The 16,043-nt window shown below is 61.9% G+C and carries 18 protein-coding genes and 1 riboswitch; of the genes, 10 read left to right on the top strand and 8 right to left on the bottom strand.

Features of this window, described 5'->3' with window-relative positions:
• Positions 1–48: 48 nt before the first annotated feature.
• The 4 genes from hpxZ to hpxW are packed head-to-tail and all read right to left on the bottom strand — an operon-like array spanning position 49 to position 3,608.
• Entirely contained in the window at positions 49–435 is a 387-nt protein-coding gene (gene hpxZ, locus HMPREF3143_RS15585) for an oxalurate catabolism protein HpxZ (protein ID WP_008499851.1), read from the bottom strand.
• Positions 432–1,829: an AtzE family amidohydrolase gene (locus tag HMPREF3143_RS15580; protein ID WP_070533562.1), complete on the bottom strand. Its 1,398-nt coding sequence runs from the start codon at positions 1,827–1,829 to the stop codon at positions 432–434. Before HMPREF3143_RS15580 ends, hpxZ begins: the two co-directional genes overlap by 4 nt.
• Positions 1,826–2,014 (bottom strand): oxalurate catabolism protein HpxX, encoded by a 189-nt coding sequence (gene hpxX, locus HMPREF3143_RS15575; RefSeq protein WP_021240826.1) that lies wholly within the window; start codon positions 2,012–2,014, stop codon positions 1,826–1,828. Before hpxX ends, HMPREF3143_RS15580 begins: the two co-directional genes overlap by 4 nt.
• Before the next feature lie 10 nt (positions 2,015–2,024).
• On the bottom strand, positions 2,025–3,608 hold the full coding sequence (hpxW, locus tag HMPREF3143_RS15570; protein ID WP_070533560.1) for an oxamate amidohydrolase: 1,584 nt from the start codon (positions 3,606–3,608) through the stop codon (positions 2,025–2,027).
• 142 nt (positions 3,609–3,750) lie between these two features.
• On the opposite strand from hpxW, the gene hpxU reads away from it, so the two are divergent.
• The 7 genes from hpxU (at position 3,751) to hpxK (ending at position 10,089) form a co-directional block, all read left to right on the top strand.
• Complete coding sequence (gene hpxU / locus HMPREF3143_RS15565) at positions 3,751–4,590, top strand: MurR/RpiR family transcriptional regulator HpxU (RefSeq protein WP_069598101.1); 840 nt, start codon at positions 3,751–3,753, stop codon at positions 4,588–4,590.
• 191 nt (positions 4,591–4,781) lie between these two features.
• Complete coding sequence (locus tag HMPREF3143_RS15560) at positions 4,782–5,564, top strand: transporter substrate-binding domain-containing protein (RefSeq protein ID WP_023311064.1); 783 nt, start codon at positions 4,782–4,784, stop codon at positions 5,562–5,564.
• A gap of 4 nt (positions 5,565–5,568) precedes the next feature.
• Positions 5,569–6,234: an amino acid ABC transporter permease gene (locus HMPREF3143_RS15555; protein WP_039023905.1), complete on the top strand. Its 666-nt coding sequence runs from the start codon at positions 5,569–5,571 to the stop codon at positions 6,232–6,234.
• Positions 6,234–6,890 (top strand): amino acid ABC transporter permease, encoded by a 657-nt coding sequence (locus HMPREF3143_RS15550; protein WP_014883296.1) that lies wholly within the window; start codon positions 6,234–6,236, stop codon positions 6,888–6,890. The genes HMPREF3143_RS15555 and HMPREF3143_RS15550 overlap by 1 nt, the downstream gene beginning before the upstream one ends.
• Positions 6,871–7,608, top strand: a complete 738-nt coding sequence (locus tag HMPREF3143_RS15545; RefSeq protein WP_008499843.1) for an amino acid ABC transporter ATP-binding protein — start codon at positions 6,871–6,873, stop codon at positions 7,606–7,608. The genes HMPREF3143_RS15550 and HMPREF3143_RS15545 overlap by 20 nt, the downstream gene beginning before the upstream one ends.
• Positions 7,609–7,621: 13 nt before the next feature.
• Positions 7,622–8,863, top strand: coding sequence for a pyridoxal-phosphate-dependent aminotransferase family protein (locus HMPREF3143_RS15540; protein WP_070533558.1), 1,242 nt, complete (start codon positions 7,622–7,624; stop codon positions 8,861–8,863).
• Positions 8,860–10,089: an allantoate amidohydrolase gene (gene hpxK / locus HMPREF3143_RS15535; protein ID WP_021240819.1), complete on the top strand. Its 1,230-nt coding sequence runs from the start codon at positions 8,860–8,862 to the stop codon at positions 10,087–10,089. The genes HMPREF3143_RS15540 and hpxK overlap by 4 nt, the downstream gene beginning before the upstream one ends.
• 85 nt (positions 10,090–10,174) lie before the next feature.
• Here hpxK and HMPREF3143_RS15530 read toward each other — a convergent pair whose 3' ends face one another.
• A complete protein-coding gene (locus HMPREF3143_RS15530) occupies positions 10,175–11,176 on the bottom strand; it encodes a magnesium transporter (RefSeq protein ID WP_021240818.1) in 1,002 nt (333 codons plus the stop codon).
• Between the two features lie 60 nt (positions 11,177–11,236).
• A riboswitch (M-box (ykoK) riboswitch) is annotated at positions 11,237–11,406 on the bottom strand.
• 158 nt (positions 11,407–11,564) lie between these two features.
• Between HMPREF3143_RS15530 and HMPREF3143_RS15525 the strand changes: the two genes are divergently transcribed.
• Positions 11,565–12,068 (top strand): DedA family protein, encoded by a 504-nt coding sequence (locus tag HMPREF3143_RS15525; protein ID WP_070533556.1) that lies wholly within the window; start codon positions 11,565–11,567, stop codon positions 12,066–12,068.
• Position 12,069: 1 nt separating this feature from the next.
• Here HMPREF3143_RS15525 and HMPREF3143_RS15520 read toward each other — a convergent pair whose 3' ends face one another.
• Positions 12,070–12,819, bottom strand: coding sequence for an SDR family oxidoreductase (locus tag HMPREF3143_RS15520; protein ID WP_070533554.1), 750 nt, complete (start codon positions 12,817–12,819; stop codon positions 12,070–12,072).
• Between the two features lie 100 nt (positions 12,820–12,919).
• On the opposite strand from HMPREF3143_RS15520, the gene HMPREF3143_RS15515 reads away from it, so the two are divergent.
• Complete coding sequence (locus tag HMPREF3143_RS15515; protein WP_008499836.1) at positions 12,920–13,279, top strand: winged helix-turn-helix transcriptional regulator; 360 nt, start codon at positions 12,920–12,922, stop codon at positions 13,277–13,279.
• A gap of 1 nt (position 13,280) precedes the next feature.
• On the opposite strand, the gene HMPREF3143_RS15510 is transcribed toward HMPREF3143_RS15515, so the two are convergent.
• Both HMPREF3143_RS15510 and HMPREF3143_RS15505 read right to left on the bottom strand, forming a co-directional pair.
• The gene (locus tag HMPREF3143_RS15510; RefSeq protein WP_032674506.1) at positions 13,281–14,075 is read right to left on the bottom strand and encodes an SDR family NAD(P)-dependent oxidoreductase; all 795 of its coding nucleotides are present in this window, start codon (positions 14,073–14,075) and stop codon (positions 13,281–13,283) included.
• Between the two features lie 125 nt (positions 14,076–14,200).
• A complete protein-coding gene (locus HMPREF3143_RS15505) occupies positions 14,201–14,644 on the bottom strand; it encodes a winged helix-turn-helix transcriptional regulator (protein WP_008499834.1) in 444 nt (147 codons plus the stop codon).
• A gap of 152 nt (positions 14,645–14,796) precedes the next feature.
• Here HMPREF3143_RS15505 and agp point away from each other — a divergent pair, with 152 nt between their 5' ends.
• Positions 14,797–16,038, top strand: coding sequence for a bifunctional glucose-1-phosphatase/inositol phosphatase (agp, locus tag HMPREF3143_RS15500; RefSeq protein ID WP_070533552.1), 1,242 nt, complete (start codon positions 14,797–14,799; stop codon positions 16,036–16,038).
• Positions 16,039–16,043: the final 5 nt, after the last annotated feature.

Genomic DNA, 16,043 nt, shown 5'->3' with positions numbered 1-16,043 from the left:
GACATCGTAGGCCCGGTAAGCGCAGCGCCACCGGGCAGGTTTTCAGCGTTACACCATCAAACTCACCTGCGCCGCCACAATGCGCCACCCGTAGGCAAACCGCACCCACGTCTGCTGCTGGCGGCCAATGCGTTCCGTGCTCTCGCGGGTAAACTCGGTGCTGCACACGGCATAATCCTCCCCGAAGGTGGTGATGACGGTGTGGCGCAACGTCCGCTGCAGCCCGGCGGCGGGGCGCGCCGCGCGAAAGGCGCGGATTTCATCGATCCCGTACAGGTTTTCACCCGCCCCCAGCCGCACCGTGTTTTTGTCGTGCCAGAACAGCTCGTCCAGCACCGCAACGTTGTTGCTCACCAGCGCGTCCTCATAGCGGTAAAACGCGGCCGTCACCTCGGCAACCACCCACGGGAGGTTAATGTCATCGTGATTCATCATGCTGCTATCTCCGTCGGGCGGGCATCGGTGATGCCGCTCTCTTCCAGAACCCGCGCGACGCGCAGGCAGGCCTGCTCGTTAAACGGCGCGGCAATCAGCTGCAGGCCAATGGGCGCGCCCTGCGCGGTGCGCAGCGGAACGGTGGTCACGGGCAGGCCTAAAAACGAAATCGGCTGGGTCAGCATCCCCATGCTGGCGCGGATGGGAAGCGGCTGACCGTTAATCTCCATGGTTTGCTCGCCGATCCGCGTGGCGCTGCGCGGCGTTGCCGGGGCAATCAGCACGTCGGCCCGTGCAAACAGCGCGTGAAACGCCTGCCGTGCCTGCGCGCGAAACCGCTGGGCCTGAATGTACCAGGCGGAAGGGATCATCGCCCCGGCCAGCAGGCGTTCGCGGGAGTGCGGCTCAAAACGCTCGGGCTCCCGGCGAAGCGCAGGCAGGTACTGATTTCCCCCTTCGGAGGCGCTGATGATAAACGCCGCGGAACGCGCCAGCTCGGCGTCAGGAAACTGAAGCTCATCCTGCACGTCGAGCGCCTTCGCCACCCGCGCCACGGCGTCTCTGGCGTCCGCGTCGCACCAGGTGGTGAAGTAGCCGCCGAGCACCGCGCAGCGCAGGCCGTCAAGCCCGCGGTCAAGCAGGGGGCGCGTCTGTTCCCGCGAGCTCTCTGCCTGAAAACCGTCGCTGGTGTCCCGGCCCTGCAGCGCGTCGTACACGGACGCCAGGTCGCATACGCGGCGCGCAAAGGGCCCGATATGATCCAGGCTCGCGACAAACGGATGGCTGCCGGATCGCGACAGGCGGCCAAAGGTGGGCTTCAGGCCGTAGATGCCGCACAGGGAGGCCGGAACGCGAATCGAGCCGTTGGTGTCGGTGCCGAGCGAAAAGTGCACCAGCCCGGCGGCCACCGCGGCGGCTGAACCGCCGGACGACCCGCCCGCAATGCGCGTCAGATCGTGCGGGTTACGCGTCGCGCCGTAGTGGCTGTTCTCGGTGGTAAAGCCGTAGGCGTAGGCGTCCATATTGACCATCCCGGTCAGCAGCCCGCCCGCGCTGCGCAGCTGGCGCACGGCGAAGCTGTCGGCGGCCGCGGCGGGGCGCTGGCTGAACAGCTCGGCCCCGGCGAGGGTGGTGTGACCGGCAACGTCGAACAGGTTTTTCACCGCGTAGGGTACGCCCGCCAGCGGCGGCAGGGGACGCTTTTCCCGTCGCAGGGTATCGATATTGTCGGCCTCGGCGAGCATGCGTGCTTCCGTCACGGCGGTCCAGGCGCCGATCTGCGGGTTAACGCGCGCAATCCCCTCCAGCGTCTGTCGGGCGATCTCGCGAGCGCTCAGCTCCCCAGCGCTCAGCGCCTGCTGAATAGCGCTGATACTCATCTCGTGTAGCGTCATGCTTTATACACTCCTGCAATCTCCAGACGGTCGTCGAGCGGCAGCGCCATCAGCGGGGCGGCCATGGTGACTATGCGGCTGAACTGCAGCTGCAGCTCGGCGCGGCGGGCGTCATCCAGCGTCACGCCGAGTACGGTTTCCATTTGTGCCAGGTACGCCTGCCAGTCGGGTTGGTGTGTCGTCATTATTTTCTCCTCAGAATCCGGCGGCCGCGCCGTTGCTGCGCGGGTCAAATGCCCCTTCAAACAGCCCGTTGGGGTGGCGAACAATGGCGCCCGCGTGGCCCATGGCTTCACTAAAGTCAGGGAATACCTCCACCTCGTGACCGAGTGCCCGCAGGCGCGCGACCGTCTCGGGTGAAAAACGCCCTTCAAGCTTTAGGGTGTCGGAGGTTTGCCCCCAGGTGCGCCCCAGCAGCCAGCGTGGGCGGGTGATGCTCTCCTGCAGGGGGACGCCCTGGACAACGTAGCGGGTAAAGAGCGCGGCCTGGGTTTGCGGCTGTCCGTCGCCGCCCATCGAGCCGTAGACCATCACGCGACCGTCCTTCAGACGCGCCGCCGCCGGGTTCAGGGTGTGGAACGGCTGTTTGCCCGGCGCGAGGGCCAGAAGATGGGCGGGATCGAGGCTGAACGATGCGCCCCGGTTCTGCCAGACGATGCCGGTATCGGGCAGCACCACACCGCTGCCGAACTCGTGATAAAGGCTCTGGATAAACGACACGGCAAGCCCGCTGCTGTCCATCACCCCCATCCACACCGTATCGCCGGGACCTTTTCCGGTTCCCCACGGCGCGGCGCGGCCGTCGTCAACCCTGTCGGCAAGCGCCTGCAGGGCGGCGGGATCCAGCAGTTTCTGAACATCGGTTTTCAGCGCGCGCGGGTCGGTGATGTGGGCATCGCGCAGGCTAAAGGCCAGCTTGGTGGCTTCAACGATGCGGTGAATGGTTTCGGCATCGTCGGCTTCCGCCATGTTCAGGCGGTCGGTGATGCCGAGTATCGCCAGCGAGACCAGCCCCTGCGTTGGCGGGGCGTGGTTAAAGATCTCTCCCTGCTGATGCTCCAGCTTCAGCGGCGTGGTGCGCCGGGCCGCGTGGGCGTTGAGATCGGCCAGCGTCACGGGGAGACCCAGCGTCTCCATGCCGTGCGCCAGGACTTCCGCCAGCGGGCCGCGATAAAAGCTGTCCAGACCCTCTTCCGCCAGGCGCGTCAAGGTCGTGGCCATGGCGGGCTGGTAAAACCGGCTCCCGACCTGCGGTGGCTTACCGTCGACCAGCCAGGTTTCCGCGAAGCCGGGGATGGCCTTCAGCTCGTCGAACTTGCTGGCCGTGGCGTGGGCCTGAGAGGCCGTGACCGGGGTGCCGTTCTGCGCATAGTCAATGGCGTCGGCCAGCAGGCGGGCCAGCGGCAGCGCCTTGCCGGTCATCTCACGGGAAACCTTCAGCGCCTCGTCCCAGCCGCTGACCGTGCCGGCGACGGTCAGCGCCGCCTGCGGTCCGCGATGGGGGATCTGCGTGAGCCCATCGTAGGCGGCCAGCGTCGCGCGCGATCCCGCCGCGCCGCTGGCGTCAATGGCGATGGGGTCGCCTTCCGGCGGCACGATAAGCCAGAAGCCATCGCCGCCCAGCCCGTTCATATGCGGGTAAACCACGGCGATGGTGGCCGCTGCCGCGACCATCGCCTCTATCGCGCTGCCGCCTTCGCGCAGCACCGCCAGCGCGCTCTGGCTGGCAAGATGGTGGGGCGCAACGGCCATGCCGTGCGTGGAGACATTACTTTGCATGAAGCGTCCTCGTAACCCTGAAAGTCACAAGGTGCTGCAAAAGCTGTTCCAGTTCTGAAAGAAAAGTTTCAGTAAACTGGCACGTATAATGAATACATACAAAAAAGGTACAATGTAATGAAACAAAAGTTACAGAGGCGCTATGGAACAGTTAGATGAACGTCTGAAAGCACAATACCCGTCGCTGTCGCCGCAGGAGCAACGGGTGGCGGACTTTATATTCGACCATTTTGACGATCTGATTAGCTACAACAGCGCCGAGCTTGCGCAGCTGAGCGGGGTGTCGAAAGCCACGGTGAGCCGTCTGTTTAAGCGGCTGGGCTATGAGAAATATAAGGACATGCGCGACGAGCTGCGCACCCTGCGTCAGAGCGGAATGCCGCTCACCGATAATCGCGACGCGGTGCAGGGCAACACGCTGCTGGCGCGCCACTATAAGCAGGAGATGGCGAACCTGACCCAGTGGGTCAATGCCCTTGACGCGCAGCAGTTTGCCGACGCCATAGCCTGCATGGTCAGGGCGCGGCGCATCGTCATTATCGGCATGCGTAACGCTTATCCGGCGGCGCTTCATCTGCGCCAGCAGCTGCTGCAGGCGCGCGGTCAGGTGCTGGTCCTGCCGCAGCCCGGGCAGAGCCTGAGCGAGGAGCTGGTGGACTTAACGCCGGACGATCTGGTGGTGATGATGGCCTTTCGCCGTCGCCCGCGCATCATCCGTCCGCTGCTGCAGCAGCTTCAGAGCAGCGGTATTCCGGTGCTGCTGATGTGCGAGCCGCAGGCCCACAGCCTGTTTCCGCTGGCGAGCTGGCGGCTCTGCACCCCGCTGGACAGCGTCTCCGCCTATGACAGCTATTCGTCGGTCAACAGTCTGATCAACCTGCTGGCGAACGCCTTCCTGCATGACATTCTCGATAAGGGCCGTCCGCGCATTCACGAGATCGCCTCCCTCTACCAGCAGCTGGACGAACTCGAACAGCGATAATGGGGCATCAGGGTGGTGCTTTGCATTAAAATGGTGCATAAGGGCGGGGCGAAAATGGAGAGCGTTTTCGCCCCGCCCGCGTTTTATCAGGCTTTATTAGAAAAATCCCCGCTTCGCCTTATCTGGCACATTAGTTGCAAAAACACCTTCAAAGAATCTTTTGTTTCATGTTAACGTTACGGGGAAGCACCATGAAAAAACTGTTAATTGCACTGGCCGGGGCCGCATGCCTCTTCACACAGCTGCCGGCAAAGGCTGACCAGCTTCAGGATATCGAGAAGCGCGGCACCATTCGCATTGCCGTTCCGCAGGATTTCCCGCCGTTTGGCTCGGTGGGAACCGATCTGCAGCCGCAGGGCTACGACATCGACATGGCGCGCTACCTCGCCAAACAGATGAAGCTCAAGCTGCAGCTGGTGCCGGTGACCAGCGCCAACCGCGTGCCGTACCTGCAAACCGACAAGGTGGATCTGGTCATTTCCAGCCTCGGTAAAAACCCGGAGCGCGAGAAGGTAATCGACTTCAGCCGCGCCTACGCGCCGTTCTTCCTCGGCGTGTTTGGTCCGAAAGGGGCTGAACTGAAGGACGCCGCCGCGCTGAGCGGAAAAACCATCGGCGTGACGCGCGGGGCGGTGGAGGACATGGTGCTGACCGGCCTGGCGCCGAAAGACGCGGACGTGAAGCGCTACGAAGACAATAACACCACGCTCTCCGCCTACCTCTCTGGCCAGGTGCAGTACGTGGCAACAGGCAACCTCGTGGTGGCGGCCATTTCGCGCCAGAACGCGGATAAAGCCCCGGTCCCGAGCTTTATGCTGAAAGATTCGCCGTGCTTTATCGGCCTGAAGAAAAACGAACCGGCCCTGAAGGCAAAAGTGGACGCGCTGATTGAGCAGGGCATCAAGGACGGCACGCTGAACGGCCTGTCCGAGCAGTGGCTGAAGGCCCCGCTGCCGGCAAATCTTGGCGCCTGAGCCGATGACGGAGCAACTTGATTTTTCAGCCCTCTGGCCGCACTGGCCGGCGCTGCTGGCGGGATTGTGGGTCACCATTCAGCTGACGGTGATGGCGACCGTCGGCGGGCTGGCAATCGGGATTTTCGGGGCGGCGATCCGCAGCGGACGCACCACCTGGTTCAGCCGGATCTGGGGCGCGTACGTGGAAATCATCCGCAACACGCCGTTTGTGGTGCAGCTGTTTTTCATCGTCTTCGGTCTGCCGAATCTGGGCCTGAAGATGACGGCGGGGGAAGCGGCGCTGCTGGCCATGGTGGTGAACCTGGGCGCCTACAGCACCGAAATTATCCGCGCGGGCATTCAGGTCACGCCGAAAGGGCAGTGGGAGGCCGGGCGCGTGCTGGGGCTGACCCGCCTGCAGACCTTTATTCGCGTGGTGCTGCCGCCCGCGCTGCAGCGCATTTACCCGGCGCTGGTGAGCCAGTGCATCATCGTGATGCTCGGCTCGTCGGTGGTGTCGCAGGTCTCGTATGAAGAGCTGACCTTCGCCGCCAACCTGATCCAGTCCAGAACGTTTTTGAGCTTTGAGGTCTATCTGGTGACAACCGGCATTTACCTGGCGCTATCGATTACCCTGCGCCAGCTGATGATGGCGGCAGGACGCAAATGGCTGGGGGTGCAGGCATGATGACCACCTTTACCGACTGGGACATTATTCGCAACCTGCTGCTGGCCGGACGCTGGACGGTGCTGCTGTCGCTGGTGGCGTTTGTCGGCGGGGCGGTGGTGACGCTGCCGCTCCTGCTGCTGCGCCTCACCGGCGGGCGCACGGTGAAGCGCATCATCCGCGGCTATATTGAGCTGTTTCAGGGCACGCCGCTGCTGATGCAGCTGTTCCTGGCCTTCTTCGGCGTGGCGCTGTTCGGCATCGACGTCTCGCCGTGGACCGCCGCCTCGCTGGCGCTGACGTTTTACACCAGCGCGTTTCTGCTCGATATCTGGTACGGCAGCATTCGCGCGCTGCCGAAGGGGCAGTGGGAAGCGTCGCGCTGTCTGGGGCTGACCTTTGGCCAGACCCTGTTCCGCGTGGTCGCCCCGCAGGCGCTGCGCATCGGCATTGCGCCGACGGTCGGCTTTGCCGTGCAGGTGATCAAGGGGACCGCGCTGGCATCGATTATCGGCTTTATCGAGCTGACCAAGGCCGGGACCATGCTGACCAACGTGACCTATCAGCCGTTTAAGGTCTTTGCGCTGGTGGCGCTGGGCTACTTTATTCTGTGTTATCCGCTGTCGCGCTACAGCCGCTATCTGGAGACGAAATTCAATGCCTCTCATCACCATTAATCAGGTGCAGAAGTACTACGGCGATAACCACGTGCTCAAGGGCGTCGATCTGGATATCGACATGGGCCAGGTGATCTCCATCATCGGGCGCAGCGGATCGGGCAAAAGCACGCTGCTGCGCTGCATCAACGGCCTGGAAGGCTATCAGGACGGCAGCATTAAGCTTGGCGGCATGACCATTACCGACCGGGATTCTCAGGCGCGCGAAATCAGCCGCTCGGTGGGGATGGTGTTCCAGAGCTTCAACCTGTTCCCGCACATGACGGCGCTGGAGAACGTGATGCTCGCCCCGCGTCGGGTGCTGAAGAAAAGCGCCGCCGAATGCCGCGAATTGGCCCAGCGCATGCTGGAGAAAGTGGGGCTTGGCGATCGTCTGGATTACTACCCGTCGAGCCTCTCCGGCGGCCAGCAGCAGCGCGTGGCGATTGCCCGCGCGCTGGCGATGTCGCCGAAAGTGTTACTCTGCGACGAGATCACCTCCGCGCTCGACCCGGAGCTGGTGGGCGAAGTGCTCAAGGTGCTGGAGCAGCTGGCAGCCGAGGGGATGACGCTCATACTGGTTACCCATGAAATGAATTTTGCCCGCGAAGTGGGCGACCGCGTGGTGTTTATGCACCAGGGGAAAGTCTGGGAGCAGGGCGACAGCAAAACGCTGTTCGCCAACCCGCAGACCACGGAACTGAAGCAGTTCATCTCCTCCGTGCGCGGCCTCAACTGATAAGGACTGAACAATGGATATCGCACACTTTCCGCAAATCAACCCGCCGCAGCGCCTGCTGATGGGGCCGGGCCCGATCAACGCCGACCCGCGCGTGCTGCGCGCCATGTCGAGCCAGCTGATCGGCCAGTACGATCCGGCCATGACACACTACATGAACGAGGTGATGGCGCTCTATCGCGGCGTGTTCCGCACCGAAAACCGCTGGACGATGCTGGTGGACGGCACCTCCCGCGCGGGGATTGAAGCCATTCTGGTCTCCGCCATTCGCCCGGGAGATAAGGTGCTAGTGCCGGTGTTTGGCCGCTTTGGTCACCTGCTGTGCGAAATTGCCCGCCGCTGCCGCGCGGAGGTGCATACCATCGAAGTACCGTGGGGCGAGGTGTTTACCCCGGACCAGGTGGAGGATGCGATTAAGCGTATTCGTCCGCGCCTGCTGCTGACCGTGCAGGGTGACACCTCCACCACCATGCTGCAGCCGCTCGCCGAGCTTGGCGCGATCTGCCGTCGCTACGACGTGCTGTTTTACACCGATGCCACCGCGTCGCTCGGCGGTAACGCGCTGGAGACCGACGCCTGGGGGCTTGACGCCGTCTCGGCCGGGATGCAGAAGTGCCTCGGCGGCCCGTCCGGCACGTCGCCGATCACCCTGAGCGCGCGGATGGAAGAGGCAATCCGCCGCCGCAAGTGCGTGGAGGAGGGCATTCGCACCGACGCCCACCGCGACGGCGACGAGGAGATGATCTACTCCAACTACTTCGATCTCGGCATGGTGATGGACTACTGGGGGCCGGAGCGGCTGAACCACCACACCGAAGCAACTACCGCGCTGTTTGGCGCTCGCGAATGCGCGCGACTGATCCTGCAGGAGGGGCTGGATAACGGCATCGCGCGTCACAAGCTGCACGGCGATGCGCTGCTGAAGGGCATTCAGGCGATGGGGCTGGAGACCTTCGGCGACCTGAAGCACAAGATGAACAACGTGCTGGGCGTGGTCATCCCGCAGGGGATCAACGGCGACCAGGTGCGTAAGCTGATGCTGGAGGATTTCGGGATTGAAATCGGCACCTCGTTTGGCCCGCTGCACGGCAAAGTGTGGCGCATTGGCACCATGGGCTATAACGCGCGCAAGGACTGCGTGATGACTACCCTGAGCGCGCTGGAGTCGGTGCTGAACTACCTGAAGTTCACCACCACGCAGGGGGCCGCCATGCAGGCTGCGTGGGACCACTACCGTCGCGAGACGCCGCAATGAGCCCGGCGGCAGAGCGAGTGATGGCGCGCGCCGACGCGCTGGCCGCCATCAGCGAAACCCCGGACGGCCTGACGCGGGTCTATCTCTCCACGCAGCATCTGCAGGCCAACCAGCTGGTCGGGGAGTGGATGCGCCAGGCGGGCATGACCGTCTGGCAGGACAGCGTGGGCAATATCTGTGGACGCTACGAGGGCGCGCAGGAGGGGGCGCAGGCGGTGCTGCTCGGCTCGCATCTGGACACCGTACGCAACGCCGGGCGCTACGACGGCATGCTCGGGGTGCTCACCGCCATCGAAGTGGTGGACAACCTGCACAAGCAGGGGCGGCATCTGGCGCAGGCCATCGAGATTGTCGGCTTTGGCGACGAAGAGGGCACCCGTTTTGGTATCACCCTGCTGGGCAGCCGGGGGCTGACGGGAACCTGGCCGCAGGGCTGGCTGGAGACGTGCGATGCTCATGGCATCAGCGTGGCGCAGGCGATGGTGCAGGCGGGGCTCGATCCCACTCGCGTGGCGCTCGCGGCACGCCATCAGGAGGATTTCAGCGCCTGTCTGGAACTGCATATCGAACAGGGACCGTGTCTGGAGCAGGAAGGGCTGGCGCTGGGCGTGGTGGAAGCCATCAACGGCGCGCGCCGCCTCAACTGCCGCTTCACCGGCGAGGCCGGGCACGCCGGTACCGTGCCGATGAACCATCGTAAGGATGCTCTGGCCGCCGCCGCCGAGTGGATGGTGCTGATTGAAAACACCACCCGGCAGCAGGGCGGCAACCGGGTGGCAACGGTCGGAGAACTGCGTTGCCTGCCCGGCGCGGTGAACGTCATCCCCGGCGAGGTTGCGCTCTCGCTGGATATTCGCGGCCCGCAGGATGCCCCGCTGGACGCGCTGCTCGCTGAACTGCTGGCGCAGGCGCAGGCGATCGCCGCCCGTCGCGGGCTGAGCTTCAGCGCCGAGGAGTTTTACCGGATCGCCGCCACGCCGTGCGATGCGCGTTTGCAGCGCCTGCTGGGCGACGCGGTTGAATCGGTGCAGGGGCGCTCGTTATCTCTGCCCAGCGGCGCCGGGCATGACACCATCGCCCTGGCGGAACGCTGGCCGGTGGGGATGCTGTTTGTGCGCTGTAAGGGCGGGATCAGCCACCACCCGGCAGAATCGGTGATGGCTGAGGATGTTGCCCTGGCGATTGAGGCATTTGGGCAGGCGGTGAGAGCGCTTGGTGCGATCTGATTGTTGCCCGGCGGCGCTGCGCTTGCACGGGCCTACGGGATGGGTAGGCCGGGTAAGCGGCAGCGCCACCCGGCAAGGAATCACATCACTCCAGCCCCAGCGTATATTGCGCGATCTTAAAGTAGATAATCAGCCCGGTACCGTCGATCAGCGTCGCGATAAACGGCGCGGAGACGACCGCCGGGTCAATGCCGCAGCGCTTGAGCACCATCGGAATGACGGACGAGACAATCGCACTCCACAGCGTAATGCACACCAGCGTCAGGCTGACGATGAGCGTAATCTCCAGCCCGATCCCCATCATCCAGGCGCGAATGCACCCGGCAATGCCGAGCGTCACGGCAATCATCAGCGAGGTGGTCATCTCTTTGCGCAGCACGCGGCCCACGTCGCGCAGATGAACTTCACCCAGCGCCATGGCGCGCACCAGCGTGGAGGTGATCTGCGTCCCGCTGTTGCCGCCCGTGCCGATCAGCAGCGGAATAAAGAACGCCAGCGCGATGGCGGACTCCAGTGCCTCTTCAAAATGCTGAATGACCGAGCTGGTGTAGGCTTCGGCGACAAACAGCAGCAGCAGCCAGACGGAGCGTTTCTTCCACAGGCTGAAGGCGCTGGTTTCCAGATAGGGCTTCTCCAGCGGCAGCGTCGCCCCCTGAAGCTGAGCATCTTCGGTGACGTCATCTTCCAGCAGATGGGCAATTTCCCGCTCGGTCAGGCAGCCGACGAGTTTGCCGTGGGTCACCACGGGCACGACATCTGCGTCGCCGTGCGCCAGCAGTCCTGCAACATCGGCACGTTCATCCTCCGGTTTGACCTGCAAAAACTGCGAAATCATCAGGCTTTTAATTGGCTGTACGGTATCTGTGGTCTGTAGCAGCTTGCGCACGGCAACCATCCCCGCAAGGCGGCCATTGTCTTCAATAAAAATATGCGACGGAATATCATCGTCTTTTAATTTTTTGAAGAATTGCTCGCGCGCCAGCGCCACGCATAATGCGATATCGAGGACGATAAAATCGGTATTCATATATTGCGCGACCGCGCTGTCATTGAATGCCAGGTTTTGGTTGTGAATAGCGTAAGACATAGTGAATTCCCTTTGAATAATAACATCTCTCAGGGGCGAGCAAGACAGGGCATGTCGAAGAGGAGATCCCCACGTCCTGGGTTCAGCACTGTACACCGTATCCCGCAAGGGAAGTTATACTGACAAAGCCTTGATTCGACAGTGCCTGTTTTACCCTGTGCCGGTTCTCTCGAACCTACCAGAGCGATAACGTGTATTTGTACAGGAGCCTCGCCATAACGAGATCGTTGTAAAACGAGAGGGATAATACGCCTGTTTAAATTTAGCGCTCAGAAAATTAAATAATGTTTAAGAACGGTTTAGATAAATATTATTAATAAAATGTTGAGGCTTTATTTAGGTTTATTCACTTTAAATGGAGGATTAAATAATTAACGGAGGAGAGAAAATGGCGTGGCTTGATAATCTGCTGAATCATTTTGCGCTGTATCCGGCACATCTGTTCGCGCTGTTATTTGTGATGGCGCTGAGCAAGTCCACGGTGCTGATCTCCTCCGTGCTGCCGCCCGCCTCGGTGATGCTGCTGGCGGGCATCGGCGTCAGCCAGGGGAGCATGCATCCTGCCCTGGCGTGGCTGGCCGTGGTGATGGGGGCGACGGCAGGTTCGATGCTGAATTACCATATCGGCCAGCTGATGGGGCACACCCGGCTGGTCGCGCGCTTTACGGCGAAGCATGCCGCTACGTTTTTACGGGTTCAGCATCAGCTGCAAAAAAACGGTGTCATCGTACTGTTTACGTCGCGCTTTCTGGCGGTGTTGCGCTATGTCGTGCCGCTGGCGGCGGGTATGCTCAGGCTTAACGCCGTCAAAGTCTACGCCGTCAGCCTGCTTTCCGCCTGCGCGTGGGCGGCGCTGTATGTCGGCGCGGTCACCGGCATCAGCGCCTTTTGAATTACAGACTTCCCATTCCGCCGTCCACCAGCAGCTCCGTTCCCACCGTGTAGCTCGACTCGTCGGAGGCCAGATAGAGCGCGGCTTTTGCCAGCTCCGTCGTCGAGCCCATTCTGCCGAGCGGCACCAGCTTGATGATTTCCGCCATCATCGCGTTAAGCGCCTCGTCGCTTAAGCCCGTTTTCGTAAACGCCGGGGTCTCCACCGGACCGGGGCTCAGGCCGTTGACGCGGATCCCGCGCGGCAGCAGCTCCGCCGACAGCGTGCGCGCCAGCGACAGCAGGGCGGCCTTGCTCGCGGCATACACGCTGCTGGTGGGCAGGCCGATGCGCGCGCTCACGGAGCCGCAGAGGATCACCGAGGACGGGTTGTTCAGCAGCGGCAGCAGCGCCTGGATTAAAAAGAACGGCCCCTTCAGGTTGATGTTTATCAGACGGTCCCAGGCCTCTTCCTGCCAGGCTTCCAGCGGCGCGTGCGTCACGTCGCCGGCGTTGAGAAACACCGCGTCCAGGCGCGGCCAGCGGGCGGCGAGGGTTTCCGCCAACGCTTTTTGCGAGGCGATATCGCCCGCATCGGTCGGGATCACCCAGGCCTTATCGCCCAGAATGCGCTCAGCTTCAGCGAGGGTGTCCGGGTTGCGTCCGGTCACGGCGACGCGCGCCCCTTCGGCGATAAACGCCTGCGCGGTGGCAAGACCGATGCCGCTGGTGCCGCCGGTAATCAACGTATACTTATCGGTTAAACGACCCATGTTCTTCTCCTGAAATGTCACTGGAGAAAGCACTATAGAAACGTTAGTATCGAAAGGAAACCAGGTACCAAATGGATACTAACGAGGCAAGAGGTGTGCTATGGCAGAAATGCTGGGTGAGTGCTGTGAAAAAAAATCTGAGGCCTATACCTGCCCGATGACGCAGTTTGTAAACCTGATTTCCGGCAAATGGGCAATCCCGATCCTTTATCGTCTTATTGTGATTAACACGCCTGTCCGCTTTGGCGATTTGCTGCGGGCGGCTGCACCCATCACCCAGAAAGAGCTGACGAAGCAGCTGCGCCTGTTTGAACAGCGCGGGCTGGTGACGCGGACGGTCTACCCGGAGATCCCGCCGCGCGTGGAGTATCAGATTACCGGGCTGGGGTTAACCCTGCAGGATGCGCTCTCGCCGCTGGCCGCCTGGATGAGCGAGTACGGCGACCAGCTGGAGCGTTAGGCTACTGCTTTACGTAGCGCGGAGCCGGGATGCCGGTGCGCGCGCTGTTAAACAGCTCGAGGCGCGCCGCTTCGTAGCGGTCCCACAGGCTGACGTCATGCATCGGCGGGATGGTGATCGGTTCGCCCTGATCCAGACCCGCCAGTGACGCATCCACCATATCGTCGGTGGTCATCACCGATCCTTCCGGCAGATCGTCCACCGTGACGCCAGAATGGCTCCAGATCTCCGTCGCGGTCGCGGCGGGCAGCACGGCCTGAATGCGCACGTTGCTGTCGGCAAATTCTTCCTGCAGTCCGCGGGTAAAGCTCAGTACCCAGGCCTTGGTGGCGCTGTAGAGCGCGCTGCCCGCACGGACATGGAGCGATAACACCGATGCGATATTGATCAGCGTGCCGCGATTGTTCCGCGCCAGTCGCGGGAGAATGGCGTAGGTCAGCCGCATCAGCGCCGTGGTGTTGAGGGTATTGATGGCCTGATGCTGCGCCACCTCGCCCGCGAGGAACGGCGCCATCTGCGCGGTGCCCGCGTTGTTAACCAGCGTATCAATGGCGGTATTGCTGCGCAGTTCCTCTTCCACCGCCCGGATCCCGGCTTCATCGGTGAGATCGGCCACCAGAATATCGACGGCCACGCCGTAGCGCGCGCGCAGGTCGGCGGCGAGGGTTTTCAGGCGATCCTCGCGGCGGGCGACCAGGACCAGGTTGGCACCGCGCGCGGCAAGGCGATCGGCATAGACGGCACCGATCCCGGAAGAGGCACCCGTGATCAGGGCGGTGGTGATTTGCGTAGTCATAATGCATTACCTCAGGCAAAGTGGGTTATTTGGTTTCAATATGAAACTGAATTAACTCTCTGCCATTTGGTTTTATAATGCAACCACATTGGCGGGATTTTTTTGCTTTTGCCTGGCGGGTGGGCTCAGGAGGGGAGTTTGGCCACGATCTCTTCAGGCGTCAGTTCGCGCCCGTCGTCAGCGATAAGCATCAGTTTTCGCAGCGGTTTGCGCTGTTCGCTATCGACGAGAACGGTGCCGCATTCGTTTTCCGCGAACAAAAATTCATTGCCCCACTGGGACAAGGCAACCAGCACGGTTTGCAGGGCGCGTCCCTTGTCGGTCAGGACGTATTCCTGCCAGGCGCTGCCGTCGGAGGCGGGCTGAAGCCGGAGGATGCCTTCGTCCACCAGCAGCTTGAGCCGCGTGGTCAGCATGTTTTTCGCGATACCGAGGCTTTTCTGAAACTCGCCGAAGCGTTTAATACCGCGAAGCGCGTCTCGAACGATCAGCAGCGACCACCAGTCGCCGATGATATCCAGCGAACGGGCGACGGGGCAGGTGCTCTCTTCAAGGCGGGTACGTTTCACAGCGAATTCTCCGGTGGGGTGTGGTTTTATTATAAAACTAATTGGCACACTCCGTAAGCACGTTAATCATCAGTTTGAGAAATGCTTCCCGGAAAATTGTGACGAACCTGTCACACTGAACGCGACATTTTAAAACGAGTGAGGAATTAGGGATGAGAAAAGCACTACTCGCGCTGGCAGTCGCCGGTTCCATTTCAGCAACGTTTGGCGTACAGGCGCAAGAGACGCCGGAAGGGTATCAGCTGGAGCAAGTTTTAATCATGAGCCGTCACAACCTGCGCGCGCCGCTGGCCAATAACGGCAGCGTGCTGGAGCAGTCCACGCCGAAGCAGTGGCCGGAGTGGGAAGTGCCGGGCGGCCAGCTCACCACCAAAGGTGGCGTGCTGGAGGTGTATATGGGGCACTACATGCGCGAGTGGCTGGCGCAGCAGGGGATGGTGAAGACGGGAGAATGTCCACCGGCGGAGAGCGTTTACGCCTATGCTAACAGCCTGCAGCGCACCGTTGCCACCGCGCAGTTCTTTATCACCGGCGCGTTCCCGGGCTGCGATGTGCCCGTGCACCATCAGGAAAAAATGGGCACCATGGACCCGACATTCAATCCGGTGATTACCGATAACTCGCCGGCATTCCGCGAAAAAGCGCTCAAGGCGATGGAGTCCGAGCGGCAGAAAATGCAGCTTGGTGAAAGCTACAAGCTGCTGGAGCAGATGACCAACTACGCCGACTCGCCGTCCTGCAAAGAGAAAAAGGTCTGCTCGCTGGCGGACGCGAAAGATACCGTCAGCGCCGACTATGAAAAAGAGCCCGGCGTTTCCGGGCCGCTGAAGGTGGGCAACTCGCTGGTGGACGCGTTCACGCTGCAGTATTACGAAGGCTTCCCGGCCGACCAGGTGGCCTGGGGCGAAATCAAAACCGACCAGCAGTGGCGCGTGCTGTCGAAGCTGAAAAACGGCTATCAGGACTCGCTGTTTACCTCTACCGAGGTGGCGCAAAACGTGGCGAAACCGCTGGTGAAGTATATCGATAAAACGCTGGTCACCGAGCAGGCGAAAGCGCCAAAGATCACCCTGCTGGTGGGGCATGATTCGAACATTGCTTCCCTGCTCACCGCCCTCGATTTCAAACCGTACCAGCTGCACGACCAGCAGGAGCGCACCCCGATTGGCGGCAAGATTGTCTTCCAGCGCTGGCATGACAAAAATGCCAACCAGGAGCTGATGAAAATTGAGTATGTCTATCAGAGCTCAGAGCAGCTGCGCAACGCCAGCGTGCTGTCGCTGCAGTCTCCGGCGCAGCGCGTGACGCTGGAGCTGAAGGGCTGCCCGGTGGATGCGAACGGCTTCTGTCCTGTCGATAAATTCAATGCGGTGATGAATAACGCGGCGAAGTAAGAGAG

The organism is Enterobacter sp. HMSC16D10, assembly GCF_001807145.1.
GTDB lineage: Bacteria > Pseudomonadota > Gammaproteobacteria > Enterobacterales > Enterobacteriaceae > Enterobacter > Enterobacter roggenkampii.
This window is presented reverse-complemented; position numbering and strand designations above follow the sequence as displayed.

What these genes read in the sequence shown, in the direction of transcription:
- hpxZ (WP_008499851.1), bottom strand. Translation starts at nt 435, where the DNA reads ATGATGAATCACGATGACATTAACCTCCCGTGGGTGGTTGCCGAGGTG.
- HMPREF3143_RS15580 (WP_070533562.1), bottom strand. Translation starts at nt 1,829, where the DNA reads ATGACGCTACACGAGATGAGTATCAGCGCTATTCAGCAGGCGCTGAGC.
- hpxX (WP_021240826.1), bottom strand. Translation starts at nt 2,014, where the DNA reads ATGACGACACACCAACCCGACTGGCAGGCGTACCTGGCACAAATGGAA.
- hpxW (WP_070533560.1), bottom strand. Translation starts at nt 3,608, where the DNA reads ATGCAAAGTAATGTCTCCACGCACGGCATGGCCGTTGCGCCCCACCAT.
- hpxU (WP_069598101.1), top strand. Translation starts at nt 3,751, where the DNA reads ATGGAACAGTTAGATGAACGTCTGAAAGCACAATACCCGTCGCTGTCG.
- HMPREF3143_RS15560 (WP_023311064.1), top strand. Translation starts at nt 4,782, where the DNA reads ATGAAAAAACTGTTAATTGCACTGGCCGGGGCCGCATGCCTCTTCACA.
- HMPREF3143_RS15555 (WP_039023905.1), top strand. Translation starts at nt 5,569, where the DNA reads ATGACGGAGCAACTTGATTTTTCAGCCCTCTGGCCGCACTGGCCGGCG.
- HMPREF3143_RS15550 (WP_014883296.1), top strand. Translation starts at nt 6,234, where the DNA reads ATGACCACCTTTACCGACTGGGACATTATTCGCAACCTGCTGCTGGCC.
- HMPREF3143_RS15545 (WP_008499843.1), top strand. Translation starts at nt 6,871, where the DNA reads ATGCCTCTCATCACCATTAATCAGGTGCAGAAGTACTACGGCGATAAC.
- HMPREF3143_RS15540 (WP_070533558.1), top strand. Translation starts at nt 7,622, where the DNA reads ATGGATATCGCACACTTTCCGCAAATCAACCCGCCGCAGCGCCTGCTG.
- hpxK (WP_021240819.1), top strand. Translation starts at nt 8,860, where the DNA reads ATGAGCCCGGCGGCAGAGCGAGTGATGGCGCGCGCCGACGCGCTGGCC.
- HMPREF3143_RS15530 (WP_021240818.1), bottom strand. Translation starts at nt 11,176, where the DNA reads ATGTCTTACGCTATTCACAACCAAAACCTGGCATTCAATGACAGCGCG.
- HMPREF3143_RS15525 (WP_070533556.1), top strand. Translation starts at nt 11,565, where the DNA reads ATGGCGTGGCTTGATAATCTGCTGAATCATTTTGCGCTGTATCCGGCA.
- HMPREF3143_RS15520 (WP_070533554.1), bottom strand. Translation starts at nt 12,819, where the DNA reads ATGGGTCGTTTAACCGATAAGTATACGTTGATTACCGGCGGCACCAGC.
- HMPREF3143_RS15515 (WP_008499836.1), top strand. Translation starts at nt 12,920, where the DNA reads ATGGCAGAAATGCTGGGTGAGTGCTGTGAAAAAAAATCTGAGGCCTAT.
- HMPREF3143_RS15510 (WP_032674506.1), bottom strand. Translation starts at nt 14,075, where the DNA reads ATGACTACGCAAATCACCACCGCCCTGATCACGGGTGCCTCTTCCGGG.
- agp (WP_070533552.1), top strand. Translation starts at nt 14,797, where the DNA reads ATGAGAAAAGCACTACTCGCGCTGGCAGTCGCCGGTTCCATTTCAGCA.